The following is a 15,480-nucleotide window of genomic DNA, read 5'->3' as shown; positions in this document are numbered from 1 at the left end:
GATGATAATACGCACGCTTTGCAAATGACGCGTGGGCGGCGCAGCATTCATGGCGGCCAGCTGTCACTGGAATGGCAAAGCCGCCATATATTCCCTTCGTTGACCTAAGACCTGGCGCAAACCCTTAGGGCTACCGTCGCCCCGCCGCATCATATCGGGTGAAAGCTAAGTGTGAGATTTCCACGATCATGCAACTATGTCCCACGACGCCTAAGCGCACACACCGACACGCGCGCACCAGCAGGAGGAAGCAGGTGGAAGGCATGCGTTTGACCGGGACTGCAAGATGACCTCCGAAGATCTATTGATGTTTCTCAGCGTGGCGACCAGCGGCAATTTCTCGCGAGCGGCCATTGAAGTCGGCCTGTCGCAATCGGCTTTGAGCCGGAAAATCTCGACCCTTGAGGCGGAGTTGAATATCCGTCTGTTCTATCGCAGCGGCCGCGGCGTCGTGCTAACGGAGCCGGGGCATCGTCTGGTCAAATACGCGACCGAGGTCAAGGAATTACTCGAGCATGCCACTGCCGATCTGTCTTCGCCGGAGCATCAAGGGCCGTCGAGCATCGTGCTGGCCGCGCAGCCCACCATTGCCAAGATCCTGTTTGGATCGATCGGCAAGGCTTTGAAACAGGAGTATCCCGGCATCAAGATGCGCTTCAAGGAGGGCCTGGGCGGCTATATCCGGGAGTGGATCGCGAACGGCGAGATCGACGCGGCCATCGTGTATCTGCCGGAAAATCACGCGTCGCTAGGCGCGGATGTCATTCTGCGCGAGCAGTTGTATTTTGTGGCGCCGCCCGAATTCGGCCCGATCGGCAAAGGCTTTCCGGTTGAACGTCTCGCCAGCGTGCCCTTGGTTCTGCCCGCGCATCCCCACGGACTCAGGGTTCTCGCGGAATCGCTGACGGCCCGCTTTTCCAGGTCCGTCAATCTCAGCATGGAGTGCGACGCTTCCGTCTACATCACCAAGCAACTGGTGGCGGAAAACTGCGGCTGCACGATCCTGCCACTCGTATCGGTGCAAGAGGAAATGCGCAAAGGCACGTTGCAAGCCGTGCCGCTCATCAATCCCGAGATCATCCGGGACGTCGCCATCATCTCCGCACGCAACAGACCGCCCATCCCTAGCCAGCGCCAGGTGCTGGAGACGGTGCGCCAACAGATCGTGCATCTCGTGAATAGCGGTGCCTGGGCCGGCGCGACACTGGTCTGATACCGCGCGACCCTGCTGCCCGGCGTGCTCGCCAACGTGTTGCCATATACGGGTATTTACCCGGTATGGCCAATCGGGCGCACAAGCCACACCCCGCAAAATTTCATAACTGCTATGCGTCAAACGTATTGCTAGCGCATACCCGTTCGGGAAGAATTCAGCCAGCCAATACGGCGATGCGCGCGGCCCGCATGAGAAGACAAATATAAATCGGCGTTAGATCCGATACTAAACATGACTAACAAAATAATAGTATTCAAGGAGACCCAATGAAAAAGCTGATCAGGATCGGTGCCGCCGGTGCATTGCTAGGTGTGGTCGCGTCGCCCCAGGCATTCGCGCAATCTTCCGTAACGCTCTACGGTGTGCTGGATAACTACATTGGCTACCAATCGTCCACCGTCGGAGGCAAGAGCACATCGCTAACGGTGTTGGGTAGCAACGGTCTGTCCACCAGCCGCTACGGCCTGAAGGGGGTCGAAGATCTTGGTGGCGGCATGAAGGCCAACTTCGACATTGAGGGCGGCTTCGATCCCAGCACCGGTGCACAACAGAACTCGTTTCGCATGTTCGATCGTCAGGCCTGGGTTGGATTGTCGGATGACCGCTTCGGTAGCTTCCGCGTGGGCCGCCAGGAAACCGCGATGTGGTTCTACAGCGGCAATATGGATGCGTTCGGCGCGGCCACCTATGGTTCGGGCTTCAATAATTTCGCGCAGTGGCAGGCACGGGTCGATAACGACATCGCCTATTTTGCGCCAACCTTCTTCCATACCCAGGTCGAAGTCCACTATTCGCTCGGCGGCCTGGCGGGCAATACCGGCGGCAACGGGATCTTCCAGGCGGCAGTGCAAAGCTGGCAGGGACCGGTGTACGTCGCTGTGGCGTACCTGAACGCGGTGAATGCCACGCAAACCAACCGCGTCCAGCAGTTGATGGCGGGCGGCAACTACAACTACGGATCGGGCAAAGTCTATGTGGGCTTCTTCCGCACCAATGACGTGGTTTCCGCCACCACGGGCAACGCACTCGGCAGCCCCGGCGGCAAGTTCGATCCGGCTGTGGGTGCAGTCAGCAATACGCCGGGGAACTACCACAACACCTACAGCCTTTCTGCCGACTACCAGTTCAATCCTGCACTAACAGTAGGTGCCGGCTACGCGTATATCCAGGACGACTCTTCGCTGCATAACAACGCCGAGGAGTTCAGCCTGATTACGACCTACTCGCTGTCCAAGAGCACGACGCTTTACGCGGTTGCATCGCGGATCAACAACTCGCATACCGCACAGTTCAAAATGGGCGATGCGGCAACCACGACGGGCACCTTCCTGACGCCAGGGACTGGACAGGGTGAAACCGGCTTTCAGCTCGGTATGCGTCATTCATTCTGAAGACACGTTCGAGCGGGACCATTCAGGCACTTCGTAAGCAAGACTTCAGGTGGCAAGGCTAAGCAGTTTTCTTCGATACTTCAAAAGATGGAGGCGCAATGAAGCGTTTGATTCGCGTGGTCATACTGGTGATGGTGAGCTGTTTCTGCGCGGGTGGCGCCAATATGGCGCTGGCCGATGCGACAAGCGATACGGCCAATGGCCCTGTGGTTGTCGTGGTGCATCTGGACATCGTCCGTCCCCAGGTGAGCCAGGCGCTGCCGATCATGCGGGGGTATCTCGCGACCACGCGCCAGGAACACGGCATCCGCAATGTCGAACTTCTGTTGCAGGTCGGCACGGACAATCACTTCACCGTAGTAGAGACATGGGACGACCGCGCGGCTTACGATGCACATAACGCTTCTCAAGCGATTCGCGATTACCGCACCCGGATTTTCCCGTTTCTGGCGAGTCCGTACGACGATCGCATTCATACGGAAATCTCGGCGAGCCAGTCTTGAAGCGGCGTAACCATTTTTCAGTCGTCTGGTTGACTCACCGGGGCGACTGCGCCGCGTTGTGCGCATACGCATTTCACCATTGATATGGACCGCTACTCATGATGCAAGGATCTATGGAACTTAAGACACCGAATGACACGGTGGGCCAACGGCGGTACTCGGCACTTCGGCGCAGCAGTGCGTGGATGGCTTCGCGGCGCGGTGCGCTTGTCTGTATGGCCTGCGTTGCCGCGCTGGCTGCCTGCACAATCTCGCCACAGGCCAGCCGCCCGTCTGCCCAGGTGGTGTCGGAGCTTGCACCGTCCGGTACGATGCGCGCCGCAATCAACGTCGGCAACCCCGTGTTGGCCACAATGAATACCACTACCGGCCAACCCGAGGGCATCTCGGTCGATCTGGCGCGCGAGCTGGCCAAGCGTTTGGGCGTGCCGGTTAGCTTCGTCATCTACAACGCGGCCGGTAAGGTCACGGCAGGTGTCCAGGCACAGCAGTGGGACGTTGGATTCGTCGGCATCGATCCCGAGCGGGCAGAGTATATGGACTACACGCCGCCGTACGTGATTATCCAGGGCGTCTATATGGTGCCTCAGGATTCGAAGATCAACACCAACGCCGATGTGGACCGGGCCGGCGTGCGCATCGCTATCAGCGGTGGCAGTGTCTACGATCTGTATCTCTCGCGACGCATCAAGAACGCACAGCTTGTGCGGGCGCCGGCTCCGTCACTGGTGACCGACATGATGCTCACGCAGCACTATGAAGTCGCGGCAGGCGTCAAACAGCGGCTCGCGGCGGACGTCGCACGTCTGCCAGGACTGCGTCTGCTGGACGGGAATTTCATGGTGATCCGCCAGGCCATGGCCACGCCCCGCAACCGGCCCGAGGCGACGCGCTATCTCACGCAATTCGTCGAGGAAATGAAGTCCTCCGGTTTCGTGGCGGCGTCCTTGCAGCGGCATCATGTCGATAGCGCAGAAGTAGCGCCCGCAGAAACCGCGCCGCAATAAAAAAGCTAAAAACACCAGGAGACACAATGACAGCGTGGTACCGCAGCATGACTCGCCCGCAACGGCAAACGTTCTGGGGATGTCTGATGGGTTGGGCGCTGGACGCCATGGATGTCCAATTATTTGCCTTCGTGATTCCAACGTTGATCACGGTGTGGGGCATGACCAAATCGCAGGCGGGTATCGTCGGCACAGCGGCCCTGATCACGTCGGCCGTCGGCGGCGTGATTGCAGGACTGTTGGCCGACCGCATCGGCCGGGTGCGGGTGCTGCAGATCACCATCGTATGGTTCGCCGTGTTTACCGGCTTGTCGGCTTTCACGAACTCCTTCCATCAGTTGCTGCTGACGAGAAGTCTACAAGGGCTGGGATTCGGCGGCGAATGGGCAGCGGGCGCGGTATTGATCGGCGAAGCGGTCGACAAGCGCATTCGCGGACGTGCAGTCGGCACGGTACAGGCCGGCTGGCCCATCGGGTATGCGTTGGCTGCGCTCGCCTATTTCATCATCTTCAGCCTGTTGCCTGCTGAAATGGCGTGGCGTTGGCTGTTTCTTGTCGGCGTGCTGCCGGCCCTCTCCGTGGTCTGGATGCGCCGCAATGTACCGGAGTCCGAAGCGTTTAAGGCAACCGCGGACGTGCGCGAGAAAACCAGCATCTTCACCAATCTCAGCCTGATGTTTTCGCGCAATATGATTGGCCGCACCTTGACCGCTTCGATGCTGGCTGCTGGAGCGCTAGGTGGGAACTATACGATCCTAACCTGGCTGGTGACGTATCTGCGGCAAACGCACAGCATGTCGGTGGGCAACACCACGACCTACCTCGCGATCAATATCCTCGGCTCGTTTTGCGGCTATGTCGGTGCGGCCTATCTGAGCGATCTGCTCGGACGCCGCAGGACGTTCGTGCTGTCCGCACTCGGCGCCACGCTGGCGATTCTCAGCTACACCTACCTGCCTGTCATGGGCCTGACCATGCTGCTCCTGGGCTTTCTGGTCGGCATGTTCCAGTCGGGCATCGTCTCCGGCATGGGCGCCTGCTTTTCCGAACTGTTTCCCGCGCAGATTCGCGCTAGCGCGGGGGGCTTCTCCTATAACTTTGGCCGCGCGTCCGGGTCACTGGTGCCGGCTGCGGTCGGCATCACCAGTGCCGGATACGGTCTGGGCGCTTCGATAGGCGCCTGGGCCGCCGCCGCGTACGCGGTGGTTTTTATCGCCGCGCTGGCCATGCCCGAAACCCGCAACAAGGAGCTTGAATTACATGTCTGACTTGACTCCGCAGCCTGGCCGAACCGGTGGTCGCATCCTGGTCGACGCGTTGGTCCTCAATGGTGTGGACAGCGTCTATTGTGTGCCTGGTGAGAGCTATCTGCCGGTACTCGATGCCCTGCGCGATGCGACTGCAATCCGCACCTATGTGGCCCGTCACGAAGGGGCCGCTGCCAATATGGCCGATGCCTATGGCAAATTGACGGGCCGTCCGGGCATCTGTTTTGTGACACGCGGGCCAGGCGCGACGCATGCCAGCATCGGGGTGCACACCGCCAGCCAGGATTCGACGCCGATGATTCTGTTTGTCGGGCAAGTCGAACGCGGCTTTCTGGGGCGCGAGGCCTTCCAGGAGGTGGACTATCGGCGCATGTTCGGCGGCATCGCAAAGTGGGTGACGGAGATTGAAGACCTGGCGCGCATTCCCGAAGTACTGGCACGCGCTTTCAGTGTCGCGATGTCAGGACGGCCAGGCCCGGTGGTGATCGCGCTACCCGAAGATATCCTGTTCGGTTCAGGCGTAGTGGGTGATGCCCATCCCTCGCAGGCGGTCCAGGCCGCGCCCACCGCCGAAGACATGGACGCCTTGCAGACGCTGCTAGGCGAAGCGCGTCAGCCGCTGGTGGTGGTAGGCGGATCCGGCTGGGACGAGCAGGCCTGTGCGCACTTGCTGGGCTTTGCGCGACGCTACGGATTGCCCGTGGCGGCCTCCTTCAGACGTCAGGATCTGCTCGATAATCGTACGGACAACTACGTAGGGCAGATCGGACTCGGAATTTCGCCGCAACTGGCTGAACGCGTCAAGGCGGCCGACCTGCTGATCGCCGTCGGCACGCGCCTGAGCGAAGTCAGTTCCGGCGGCTATACGCTGGTGCAGAGCCCTGTGCCGAAGCAAAAGCTGGTTCACGTCCATGCCGATGCAAACGAACTGGGCCGGGTGTATCAGGCACGGCTAGCCATCAATGCCGGCATGCGCCACTTTGCGAAGGCGCTAGACGCGCTGCCCGGTGTCGACGTGAACTGGTCCGCGTGGACTCGGGCCGCCCGCGACGCTTACCTCGCGCACTCGACGCCGCAACCGCCACACCCCGACCACAGCGGTGTGGATCTGGCGCAGGTAGTGGCCCATCTGAACGACGTGTTGCCTGACGATGCTTTGGTCAGCAACGGTGCGGGCAACTACACCGTGTGGGTTCATCGCTTCTATCGCTATCGCCGGCATGCAACGGAACTGGCACCGACTAGCGGTGCGATGGGTTACGGGTTGCCTGCGGCGGTCGCCGCCAAGCTGAAGCACCCGCAACGTCAGGTAGTGTGCTTTGCCGGCGACGGTTGCTTCATGATGTATCCGCAAGAACTCGCGACAGCAGTACAGTACGGCGCGGCTGTTATCGTGATCGTGGTGAATAACGGCATGCTCGGAACAATCCGTATGCATCAGGAGCGTGAGTATCCTGGACGGATCTCCAGCACCAGCTTGCAGAATCCCGGGTTCGTCGCGCTGGCTCACGCGTTTGGGGCCTTCGGTGAAGTGGTCGAGCGTACTGAGGATTTTCCCGCGGCTTTCGCTCGGGCGCAGGCGGCCGGTATTCCCGCTTTGCTCGAGTTGCGTACGGATCCACGACAGATCACGCCTGCGCTGCGACTTGAATGACGGCTATAGCGACGGGCGGTGCGGCGGCGGGGAGCCGCTGTGCCGCCCGTTGTGCGATACACGTCTAGCCAGTTTTTGCCACGCCTCGTTCAGCGTGGGCACACCGTGTTCATCATCGCATCGGCAACCGAGTGCGGCGTTACGCTACGGAAGTCGTTTGGATCGCCGGGGTTTGAATCCACCTGGTTACCGTCTGCACCGTAAGACACGACCTGGCCGATGGCAGTCGTCTTGTCGGCGCAGTTGAAGATCCAATGCGACACCTGCCTGGTGAGCGGGACGCTGTACCCGGGGCGTACGGCAGGCTGCGCGTAAGTGGCGGAAACCCACGTGGCAGTGATTTTGCCCTTATGCGTGATCGACTCGGTGTCGTACCTGAGCGTAGTATCGTTGTTCCATTGAAATACCTTCCAGTTCTCCGCCAATGCCGTCATCGACATGGACAGCAGCGCGGCGCAGATTACCCCTTTCTTGAGCATTTTCGGTCCTACTTTAAGAGGAGCATCAGTGTAGATCGGACAGATTTCGATTGCATCTTGAGCTTGATTACCCTGCGTTACGTGATTTAACGAGCCATGAGGCGCGCTGCGGGCCTGTGCGCCGAGCGTGGTCCGGATCATTGGATGTAATCGCGCGGTCGCACGACGACGTCAAAGCTGGCCTTGTCGCGAAGCACCGACAACCGCACCGACTTCAGTTCACCGGAAGAGATCTTCTGCCTCGTAGCATTCACCAGATCCTGCGACACCGCATTCCCGTCGATCGCTGTGATCTGGTCGCCCTTCCTGAGTCCAGCCTCCCACGCGGGCGAATCCTTGTAAATCGCTCCGACCACGGCGTCGCCGGTCGAATCGACTTCCACTCTCATACCGGTTTGAACGTTTTTCGACGCAGAGGGCGCCGCCGTCGCGTCGGGAACGACCCACGCCTTGCGATCCTGATAGTCGAACGTCAAAGCTGACGTCATGAACAAAGCGTCACCGAGATCGCCAGCGGTCTCTGTGTCGCTTACCAGCCCCACGTTCAAAGTAGGGAACAGCGCGACAGGTTTCGGTACGGTTAGCTGACCGACCTCGATTGATGCGAGCCGGCCCAGAAATACAGGCGATCCCTTGCCGGACGCACCGTGGATCGACCCGCCATCATACCTGCGGCTCGGCATCTGTCCCGCATGAAACAAAGCAAATGGCACGTTGACAACCACTGCCGTATTCAACCCGGTATCGATCCAGAATTGAGCGGGTATGCCATTGATCTGACCCGTCGTCACCGGCAAGGTGTGGTCCAGCATAAACGGAATGCTAAACCGCGCGTCATCGGCAGCACCCAGGTTTGGGTGAAGTGCGAGCGTCAGCGAATGGTGTGGATAGTCGAAAGTGGTCACGAACCGGTCCAATAGCTCGGTGCCGATAACGCCATCCAGCGGCCTGGGTCCGCCGCTGGCGCCGCCGCCCAAATCAGCCTCCTTCGCATACAAGCCACGTATGTGAGCATCGCCAAGACGAAACTCCGGGAGCTTCACAATACGCTCAACAAAAGCATTTCCATCGATGTCGGTGTCGCTCCCTTCTCCTAAGGCTTTTAGACCGAGCTGGGCGATGGTCTTCGAGGATAACTGCAGCGTAGCACCTGTATCGACCATGAAGTTGAACGGCCCCTTGCCGTCGAGGAACACGTCGACGTAAAGCTGGCCTTCGATCCGCATCGGCACGGTTGTAGTGGTTGCCGAGTCGATTCCGTAGTCGGTCAAGCGGGTTTGAGGTTTTGTAGAAAGGGCGGCCACGTCAGACGGCGGGACTGACCGGCGTACCCGCTTCGTATGCAACACCCAACGCGTGCCGTCACGATCGACGAATGTCTGCTCAAGGGGGATCCCGTATGACGTACCACTCCCATACGCTGCGTATGATGTAGTCGCCACAGCCGGTTCGTCACGGCGCGTCCATTTGAGCGGCAAATGCGACTCGCGCGAAACCCATACCTTTGTGACCTTGCCGCCGTGAGGCACGACCTCGAGAATGTCCGCCACGTCTGCGCCTTGTGGCTCCTCGCCAACGTATCGCACTTCGGCAGGCCAGCATGCATTGGCAAGGCCGCCGCTTGCCCAGTAGATCTCGCTCACGAGGCCGGCGCGGAAGCCTGGGAAATCGGCGTCGCGTATCGTCGCATTTCCGTCCCGAACCCAGACACCCGTTTTCGTAACGCCGATGGAAAAATCGAGGAGCCCCAGGTTCGTCGTTTTGATGATGCCGGTTTGCATACCGGGATCCGTCGCGATCAGGAAGCGTCCTTTCAGTCCACCGGATTCGATATCGCCCTCGGCAATACGCGCAGCGCAACCTGTGGCGTGATTGACGGAAGATGCATCCCGCAGTTGGGCGACAACGGAAGCGGCACGATCGGCGGGCGTGTCGGTTGGCGCAGCGGCAACTGCCTGGCTAAGGACGGCGGCCATCAAGGCGGCGACTCCGATTAAACCCGTGAAACGCAGAACCTCGCAGTAAGGATGCTCTAGTCGTCTATTCATGGACCAATAACAAAAGTGCGGTTTAAAAATGATCGCTTGCGGAATCCAGGCAACCGCCATCGTAACTGAACCAATATACCTGGATCACAAATCAATCTGCTCTTCCTGCCATATCACCGTCCGATCTTCTCTACATTTCCTTAGCAATCCATACAATTTGCAATAGCTCTTCGGATACCACACCACCGGTACCGGTCACCATGGATAAAAGCCTTCTGAATCCGGAGCGGCTTTGACTTTATCACCGAGGTGTTCCATCACTGAAGGTCGAAGCCAGGTGATCGATAAACGAACGCACAGCGGGTGGCAAGCCTCGGCGCGTTGTAAAAACCAGATGAATGATGCCGACCGGAGTCGTCCAATGCGGAAATACGTGGACAAGCTTTCCGTCATCAAGTGCGTCACGGCAGGCATGGTCAGGCAATAGCGCCACGCCAAGTCCGGCAACGGCGGCATCGCGCAGTGCGGCGAAGTCCACACAGGTCATACGGGGTTGATGTCGAAGCGCAAAGGACTCATCCTTCGGACCACGAAACTCCCACACAATTTCCCCCATCTGGTCTGTGGTTGCGAGCGTTGCCACCTCGTTCAGGATCGCAATGTCGCCGCCCGCGCACAGCGAGGCCACTTTCGGCGCGGCAACCAGGATACGCGAGGAATAGCCGAGCGTACGCATGATCAGCGACGCATCCGAGTCGAGCTTCACACGCACACGAATCGCAACGTCGATCCTTTCTTCGATCAGGTCAACTGCACGGTCCGCCGCCACCACCTGTAGCGTGGCCTTTGGGAAACGCGACAGAAACGATGCGAATGACGTCGATAGCACTTCCACCAGTCCTAGCGGGCAGCTGCATCGCACGACGCCTTGCGGCTCGCCCAATGCCTCTGAAGCGACCGCGTCGGCCTGCTGCACGTCGAGCAGGATGGTCCGGCAGCGCTCGTAGAACGTCTGTCCAACGTCGGTCACCCTGAACCGACGGGTCGAACGCTCAATCAACCTTACCCCAAGCCGTTGCTCTAACGCCGCGATGCGCCTGCTGACCGTGGACTTGGGCGTGCGCAGAACGCGACTGGCCGCAGCAAACCCGCCATGCGTGACCACCTCCGCGAAAAGCACGTAGTCGTTGACGTCTTTCATGCTCATTGACCCATTTTTGGAACAATCATGTCCATTTTAACCGTCTACCGCCAGCTTTGTCCCACCGGCATGATGTTTCCAACGCAGCGAGCTGTTCGCTGGAACTCAAGGAGAACTGAAATGACTGGCAAATTTGATAGCAGGGTCGTGGTTGTAACCGGCGGCACCAGTGGCATTGGCCTTGCGACAGCCACCCGATTCGCGGCCGAAGGGGCTTCGGTTTTTATCACCGGCCGTCGCCAGCAGGAACTGGATGCCGCGACCAGAAAGATCGGTGGCCGCGTGACCGGTGTGCGTGCCGATATGTCGAAGCTTGAAGACATCGATCGTCTGTACGACGCGGTTCAGCAAAAGCATTCTCATATCGATGTGCTCTTCACTAACGCGGGCGGCGGTTCGATGCTGCCGCTTGGATCGATCACCGAAGAGCACTACGACGACACCTTCGGACGCAACGTGAAAGCGGTTGTCTTCACGGTCCAGAAGGCGCTTCCGCTGCTTCGGGATGGAGCGTCCATTATTTTGGCGGGATCCGTTACGGGATCGACCGGGACAGCCGCTTTCAGCATCTACAGTGCATCGAAGGCCGCCGTGCGCAATCTCGCTCGCAGCTGGACGCTCGATCTCAAGGATCGCGGTATCCGTGTCAACGTGGTGAGCCCGGGGCCGATCAAGACGCCGGGGCTTGTCGAACTTGCGGGCAATGACCCAGCGCAGCAACAGGGGCTTCTTGATCACATGGCGGCACAGGTGCCTCTCGGTCGCGTTGGCAACCCTGAGGAAATCGCCAACGCGGTACTCTTCCTTGCCTCGGATGAAGCGAGTTTCATCGCTGGCGCTGAATTCTTTGTTGACGGGGGCATGGCGCAGGTTTGAGTGGAATGGAGACCGCGAGGGCGCTTTTTGAAAGCGAACTCGCGGTCCGGACATGAGTTCTGCAGGCCTCCCCCTGTAGTCATCTCCCCCACGATTTACTTGACATCTAAAATATCGAGGACTAAATTACATTCCAGATTGCAACTGGAGCATCAGCATGCGCATCGTCTGTATTGGAGGAGGACCGGCCGGCCTGTACTTTGGGCTGTTGATGAAGGGCCGCAACCCGGCGCATGAGGTCACGGTCATCGAACGCAACCGGCCCTACGACACGTTCGGCTGGGGCGTGGTGTTCTCAGACCAGACGCTCGGCAACCTCCGCGCAGCGGACGCACCCAGCGCGGACGCCATACTCGACGCCTTCAATCACTGGGACGACATCGAGATCAATTTCCGCGGCGAAAAGATCCGCTCGTCCGGCCATGGCTTTTGCGGCATCGGCCGCAAGCGCCTGTTGAATATCCTGCAAGCGCGGTGCGAAGCACTCGGCGTCAAACTCGTGTTCGAAACCCAGGTAACGGACGACGACGCTTACGAGGCCGATCTGATCATCGCCTGCGACGGCGCGAACAGCGCCATTCGTCAGAAGTATGCCGCGACCTACCAGCCCGACATCGACATGCGCGACTGTCGCTTCGTCTGGCTAGGCACGAAAAAACTTTTCGAAGCATTCACGTTCGCTTTCGAAGAAACCGAATGGGGCTGGTTTCAGGCCCATGCCTATCGGTTCGACGATCAGACCTCCACGTTCATCGTCGAAACACCCGAGCGCGTCTGGCGTGCTGCCGGCCTCGACGAGATGAGCAAGGAAGACAGCATCGCCTTCTGCGAGAAGCTGTTCGCCAAGTATCTGGACGGCAATGCGTTGCTCTCGAACGCCGCGCATCTGCGCGGCTCATCGCAATGGATTCGCTTTCCACGCGTGGTCAATCGGGAATGGGTGCACTGGCGCAGCAATGCCAACGGCACCCCGGACACACCGGTCGTGCTGATGGGCGACGCCGCTCACACGGCCCACTTTTCAATCGGCTCGGGCACCAAACTCGCGCTGGAAGATTCGATTGAACTCGCCAACAGCATCGACGCGCATCCCGGCGATCTGGCCGCCGCGCTCAAGCACTACACCGAAGTGCGCAGCGTCGGCGTGCTGCGCATTCAAAACGCGGCACGTAATTCGACGGAGTGGTTCGAGCACGTCGACCGCTATACCGCGTTCGAACCGGAGCAGTTCGCGTATTCGCTGCTGACGCGCTCACAGCGCATCTCGCATGAAAATCTGCGTGAGCGCGATGCGGGCTACGTGTCCGGGTTCGAAGACTGGCTTGCATCACGCTCCGGTATAGAACGCGCGCCGGCAAAACACTCCGTCCCGCCAATGTTCACACCGTTCAAGCTGCGCGGCGTGACGCTCAAGAACCGTGTGGTGGTCTCGCCGATGGCGCAGTACTCCGCCGTAGACGGTGTCGCCGGCGACTATCACCTCATGCATCTGGCCGCGCGCGCCATGGGTGGCGCCGCACTTGTGATGACGGAAATGACCTGCGTGTCGCCTGAGGCGCGCATTACGCCGGGATGCCCCGGCATGTACGCACCGGAACATCTCGCCGCGTGGAAGCGCATCGTTGAACTCGTACATCAGCAGTCGGATGCAAAGATGGGCATGCAGCTAGGGCATGCAGGCGCCAAAGCATCGACACGTGTGAGTTGGGAGGGCATCGATCAGCCGCTGCCCGACGGCAACTGGTCTCTCGTGTCGGCTTCGCCGCAACAGTATCTGCGCGGCGTCAGCCAATGGTCGCGCGAAGCAAGCCTCGACGATCTGCGCGAAATCGAAGCGCAATTCGTCCGCTCAACGGAAATGGCCGCGGAAGCGGACTTCGACTGGCTCGAACTGCACTGCGCCCACGGCTATTTCCTGTCGAGCTTCCTCTCGCCGCTAACCAATCAGCGTAGCGACGAATACGGTGGCTCGCTGCAGAACCGCCTGCGTTATCCGTTGGAAGTGTTCGCTGCGATCCGCAAAGTCTGGCCGCAAGACAAACCTATCTCCGTACGCATTTCCGCTCACGACTGGGTAGACGGCGGCACCACGCCGGACGACGCGGTAGAAATCGCCCGCGCTTTCAAGGCAGCAGGCGCGGACATGATCGACGTATCTTCAGGCCAGGTTAGCAAAGAAGAAAAGCCCGTCTACGGCCGCATGTTCCAGACGCCGTTCGCCGACCGCATCCGCAACGAAGCCGGTATTGCGACAATCGCCGTCGGTGCGATCTCCGAAGCGGATCACGTGAACAGCATCATCGCCGCCGGCCGCGCGGATCTGTGCGCGATAGCAAGGCCGCATCTGGCGAATCCTTCCTGGACGCTCAACGAAGCCGCAAAAATTGGCTATTTCGATGTGATGTGGCCCAAGCAATACACGGCAGCGAAGTCGCAACTCGAACGCAATCTCGAGCGCGAGCGCGCTCAGGCCGCGGCAAACGCAGGCCTCTCGCCGCAAGAACGCGCACAACGCGCAGAAGGAACGGTGTGAACACAGAACTCTCCGGACTGGTCGGAAAACACGCGGTCGTAACCGGCGGCGGAAGTGGCATCGGCGCTGCCACCGCTGCGGCGCTGGTGCGCGCCGGGGCGCGCGTCACGTTGATGGGCCGCGACGCCGCGCGTCTAGCCGCGCAACGGGACGCGTTAATTGCGATAAGCCCAAGCGGTGCAGCAGACGAACTCGCGTGTATCACGCTGGACGTGGCGCAAGAAGCCGCCGTCATTGCCGCATTCGAGCAAGCCGGTCCTGTAGACGTCCTGATCAATAACGCGGGCCAGGCACAAGCCTCCCCGTTCACACAGACCGACATGGCGCTCTGGCAGCGCATGCTCGACGTCAATCTCACTGGCGTATTCCTTTGCACGCGCGCGGTACTGCCGGGCATGCTCGAGCGCGGCTATGGCCGCATCGTCAATATCGCCAGCACTGCTGGACAGATCGGCTACGCCTACGTCGCCGCTTATTGCGCGGCAAAGCATGGTGTGATCGGGCTGACGCGTTCGCTCGCACTCGAAGTCGCGACCAAAGGCATTACCGTCAACGCCGTCTGCCCCGGCTATACCGAGACCGAACTGCTGCGCGCTTCGCTCGACCAGATCACCAGCAAGACGTCACGTAGCGAGAAAGAAGCACGCAGCATCCTGTTGCGCAATAACCCGCAACAACGCTTTGTTGCACCGGACGAAGTCGCCAACGCCGCCCTGTGGCTATGCATGCCGGGCTCGGCAGCGATAACCGGTCAATCCATTTCCGTCTCGGGGGGAGAAGTCACATGACCCGTTCAGCTAGCGCTAAAAAGGCGGCATCCGCAGAAGCAAAGCCCGCGGTACGCAAAGGCGTCGCGAAGCCTGCGGAAAACGTCGTCGACATGGAAATGAGCACGGGCGTCGACAGCCATATGGGCCTGCGTCTATGGCTGCGCATGCTCACCACGACCAACCTCGTGCAAGCCGAACTACGTAAACGCCTGCGCAGCGAATTCGACACCACGCTGCCCCGCTTCGATCTGATGGCCCAACTCGAACGTCATCCGGACGGCCTGAAGATGACCGAACTCTCGCGCCGGTTGATGGTCACAGGCGGCAACGTCACCGGCATTACCGATCAGCTCGAACAGGAAGGCCTCGTGGTACGCGATGCGGATCCAAACGATCGCCGCTCGATCAGCGTGCGCCTGACACCTGAAGGCCGCAAGCTGTTCGACCGCATGGCCGTGGCGCATGAACAATGGGTCGTCGAGATGTTCGGCGGCCTCAGCCTCGATGAGAAGTCGCGCACGCATCAGCGTCTGGGCAAGCTCAAGAAACATCTGCTCGACAACCTCAAGGGTTGAGCGGCACCGAACTGGAGGA

At 59.9% G+C, this 15,480-nt stretch carries 14 protein-coding genes; 11 read left to right on the top strand and 3 right to left on the bottom strand.

Going from position 1 to position 15,480, the window contains the following annotated elements:
• Positions 1–286 precede the first annotated feature (286 nt).
• From P3T17_RS09880 to P3T17_RS09855, 6 genes are all read left to right on the top strand, one after another.
• Positions 287–1,213, top strand: coding sequence for a LysR family transcriptional regulator (locus P3T17_RS09880; RefSeq protein WP_429406307.1), 927 nt, complete (start codon positions 287–289; stop codon positions 1,211–1,213).
• Positions 1,214–1,482: 269 nt separating this feature from the next.
• Positions 1,483–2,607, top strand: a complete 1,125-nt coding sequence (locus P3T17_RS09875) for a porin (RefSeq protein ID WP_429406305.1) — start codon at positions 1,483–1,485, stop codon at positions 2,605–2,607.
• A 98-nt stretch (positions 2,608–2,705) separates the two neighbouring features.
• The gene (locus tag P3T17_RS09870; RefSeq protein ID WP_429406303.1) at positions 2,706–3,110 is read left to right on the top strand and encodes a putative quinol monooxygenase; all 405 of its coding nucleotides are present in this window, start codon (positions 2,706–2,708) and stop codon (positions 3,108–3,110) included.
• 113 nt (positions 3,111–3,223) lie between these two features.
• Positions 3,224–4,117, top strand: a complete 894-nt coding sequence (locus tag P3T17_RS09865; protein ID WP_429406302.1) for an ABC transporter substrate-binding protein — start codon at positions 3,224–3,226, stop codon at positions 4,115–4,117.
• 26 nt (positions 4,118–4,143) lie between these two features.
• Positions 4,144–5,385 carry an MFS transporter gene (locus P3T17_RS09860; protein ID WP_074267185.1) on the top strand — a complete coding sequence of 414 codons (1,242 nt, stop codon included), beginning with the start codon at positions 4,144–4,146 and terminating at the stop codon, positions 5,383–5,385.
• The gene (locus tag P3T17_RS09855; RefSeq protein ID WP_429406300.1) at positions 5,378–7,039 is read left to right on the top strand and encodes a thiamine pyrophosphate-binding protein; all 1,662 of its coding nucleotides are present in this window, start codon (positions 5,378–5,380) and stop codon (positions 7,037–7,039) included. The genes P3T17_RS09860 and P3T17_RS09855 overlap by 8 nt, the downstream gene beginning before the upstream one ends.
• Before the next feature lie 89 nt (positions 7,040–7,128).
• Here the strand turns inward: P3T17_RS09855 and P3T17_RS09850 are convergent, their stop codons facing one another.
• Together P3T17_RS09850 and P3T17_RS09845 are read right to left on the bottom strand one after the other, a co-directional pair.
• Positions 7,129–7,518 (bottom strand): surface-adhesin E family protein, encoded by a 390-nt coding sequence (locus P3T17_RS09850; RefSeq protein WP_074267183.1) that lies wholly within the window; start codon positions 7,516–7,518, stop codon positions 7,129–7,131.
• A 137-nt stretch (positions 7,519–7,655) separates the two neighbouring features.
• Positions 7,656–8,822, bottom strand: a complete 1,167-nt coding sequence (locus P3T17_RS09845; RefSeq protein ID WP_429406298.1) for an aspartyl protease family protein — start codon at positions 8,820–8,822, stop codon at positions 7,656–7,658.
• A gap of 255 nt (positions 8,823–9,077) precedes the next feature.
• On the opposite strand from P3T17_RS09845, the gene P3T17_RS09840 reads away from it, so the two are divergent.
• Positions 9,078–9,515, top strand: a complete 438-nt coding sequence (locus P3T17_RS09840; protein WP_429406297.1) for a hypothetical protein — start codon at positions 9,078–9,080, stop codon at positions 9,513–9,515.
• Between the two features lie 292 nt (positions 9,516–9,807).
• Here the strand turns inward: P3T17_RS09840 and P3T17_RS09835 are convergent, their stop codons facing one another.
• Complete coding sequence (locus tag P3T17_RS09835) at positions 9,808–10,713, bottom strand: LysR family transcriptional regulator (protein WP_429406295.1); 906 nt, start codon at positions 10,711–10,713, stop codon at positions 9,808–9,810.
• Between the two features lie 114 nt (positions 10,714–10,827).
• Here P3T17_RS09835 and P3T17_RS09830 point away from each other — a divergent pair, with 114 nt between their 5' ends.
• From P3T17_RS09830 to P3T17_RS09815, 4 genes are all read left to right on the top strand, one after another.
• On the top strand, positions 10,828–11,583 hold the full coding sequence (locus P3T17_RS09830; protein ID WP_429406489.1) for an SDR family NAD(P)-dependent oxidoreductase: 756 nt from the start codon (positions 10,828–10,830) through the stop codon (positions 11,581–11,583).
• 157 nt (positions 11,584–11,740) lie between these two features.
• Positions 11,741–14,116: a bifunctional salicylyl-CoA 5-hydroxylase/oxidoreductase gene (locus P3T17_RS09825; protein WP_429406293.1), complete on the top strand. Its 2,376-nt coding sequence runs from the start codon at positions 11,741–11,743 to the stop codon at positions 14,114–14,116.
• On the top strand, positions 14,113–14,904 hold the full coding sequence (locus P3T17_RS09820) for an SDR family NAD(P)-dependent oxidoreductase (RefSeq protein ID WP_429406291.1): 792 nt from the start codon (positions 14,113–14,115) through the stop codon (positions 14,902–14,904). The genes P3T17_RS09825 and P3T17_RS09820 overlap by 4 nt, the downstream gene beginning before the upstream one ends.
• Positions 14,901–15,461 carry a MarR family winged helix-turn-helix transcriptional regulator gene (locus P3T17_RS09815; RefSeq protein WP_429406289.1) on the top strand — a complete coding sequence of 187 codons (561 nt, stop codon included), beginning with the start codon at positions 14,901–14,903 and terminating at the stop codon, positions 15,459–15,461. The genes P3T17_RS09820 and P3T17_RS09815 overlap by 4 nt, the downstream gene beginning before the upstream one ends.
• The last annotated feature ends 19 nt before the right edge of the window (positions 15,462–15,480 follow it).

The sequence above is a fragment of the Paraburkholderia sp. GAS82 genome (assembly GCF_050436285.1).
GTDB lineage: Bacteria > Pseudomonadota > Gammaproteobacteria > Burkholderiales > Burkholderiaceae > Paraburkholderia > Paraburkholderia phenazinium_B.
Note: the sequence above shows the minus strand (reverse complement) of the source record. Positions and strands in the feature narration are given on the sequence as shown.

What these genes read in the sequence shown, in the direction of transcription:
- P3T17_RS09855 (WP_429406300.1), top strand. Translation starts at nt 5,378, where the DNA reads ATGTCTGACTTGACTCCGCAGCCTGGCCGAACCGGTGGTCGCATCCTG.
- P3T17_RS09850 (WP_074267183.1), bottom strand. Translation starts at nt 7,518, where the DNA reads ATGCTCAAGAAAGGGGTAATCTGCGCCGCGCTGCTGTCCATGTCGATG.
- P3T17_RS09870 (WP_429406303.1), top strand. Translation starts at nt 2,706, where the DNA reads ATGAAGCGTTTGATTCGCGTGGTCATACTGGTGATGGTGAGCTGTTTC.
- P3T17_RS09815 (WP_429406289.1), top strand. Translation starts at nt 14,901, where the DNA reads ATGACCCGTTCAGCTAGCGCTAAAAAGGCGGCATCCGCAGAAGCAAAG.
- P3T17_RS09835 (WP_429406295.1), bottom strand. Translation starts at nt 10,713, where the DNA reads ATGAGCATGAAAGACGTCAACGACTACGTGCTTTTCGCGGAGGTGGTC.
- P3T17_RS09825 (WP_429406293.1), top strand. Translation starts at nt 11,741, where the DNA reads ATGCGCATCGTCTGTATTGGAGGAGGACCGGCCGGCCTGTACTTTGGG.
- P3T17_RS09880 (WP_429406307.1), top strand. Translation starts at nt 287, where the DNA reads ATGACCTCCGAAGATCTATTGATGTTTCTCAGCGTGGCGACCAGCGGC.
- P3T17_RS09860 (WP_074267185.1), top strand. Translation starts at nt 4,144, where the DNA reads ATGACAGCGTGGTACCGCAGCATGACTCGCCCGCAACGGCAAACGTTC.
- P3T17_RS09865 (WP_429406302.1), top strand. Translation starts at nt 3,224, where the DNA reads ATGGAACTTAAGACACCGAATGACACGGTGGGCCAACGGCGGTACTCG.
- P3T17_RS09830 (WP_429406489.1), top strand. Translation starts at nt 10,828, where the DNA reads ATGACTGGCAAATTTGATAGCAGGGTCGTGGTTGTAACCGGCGGCACC.
- P3T17_RS09875 (WP_429406305.1), top strand. Translation starts at nt 1,483, where the DNA reads ATGAAAAAGCTGATCAGGATCGGTGCCGCCGGTGCATTGCTAGGTGTG.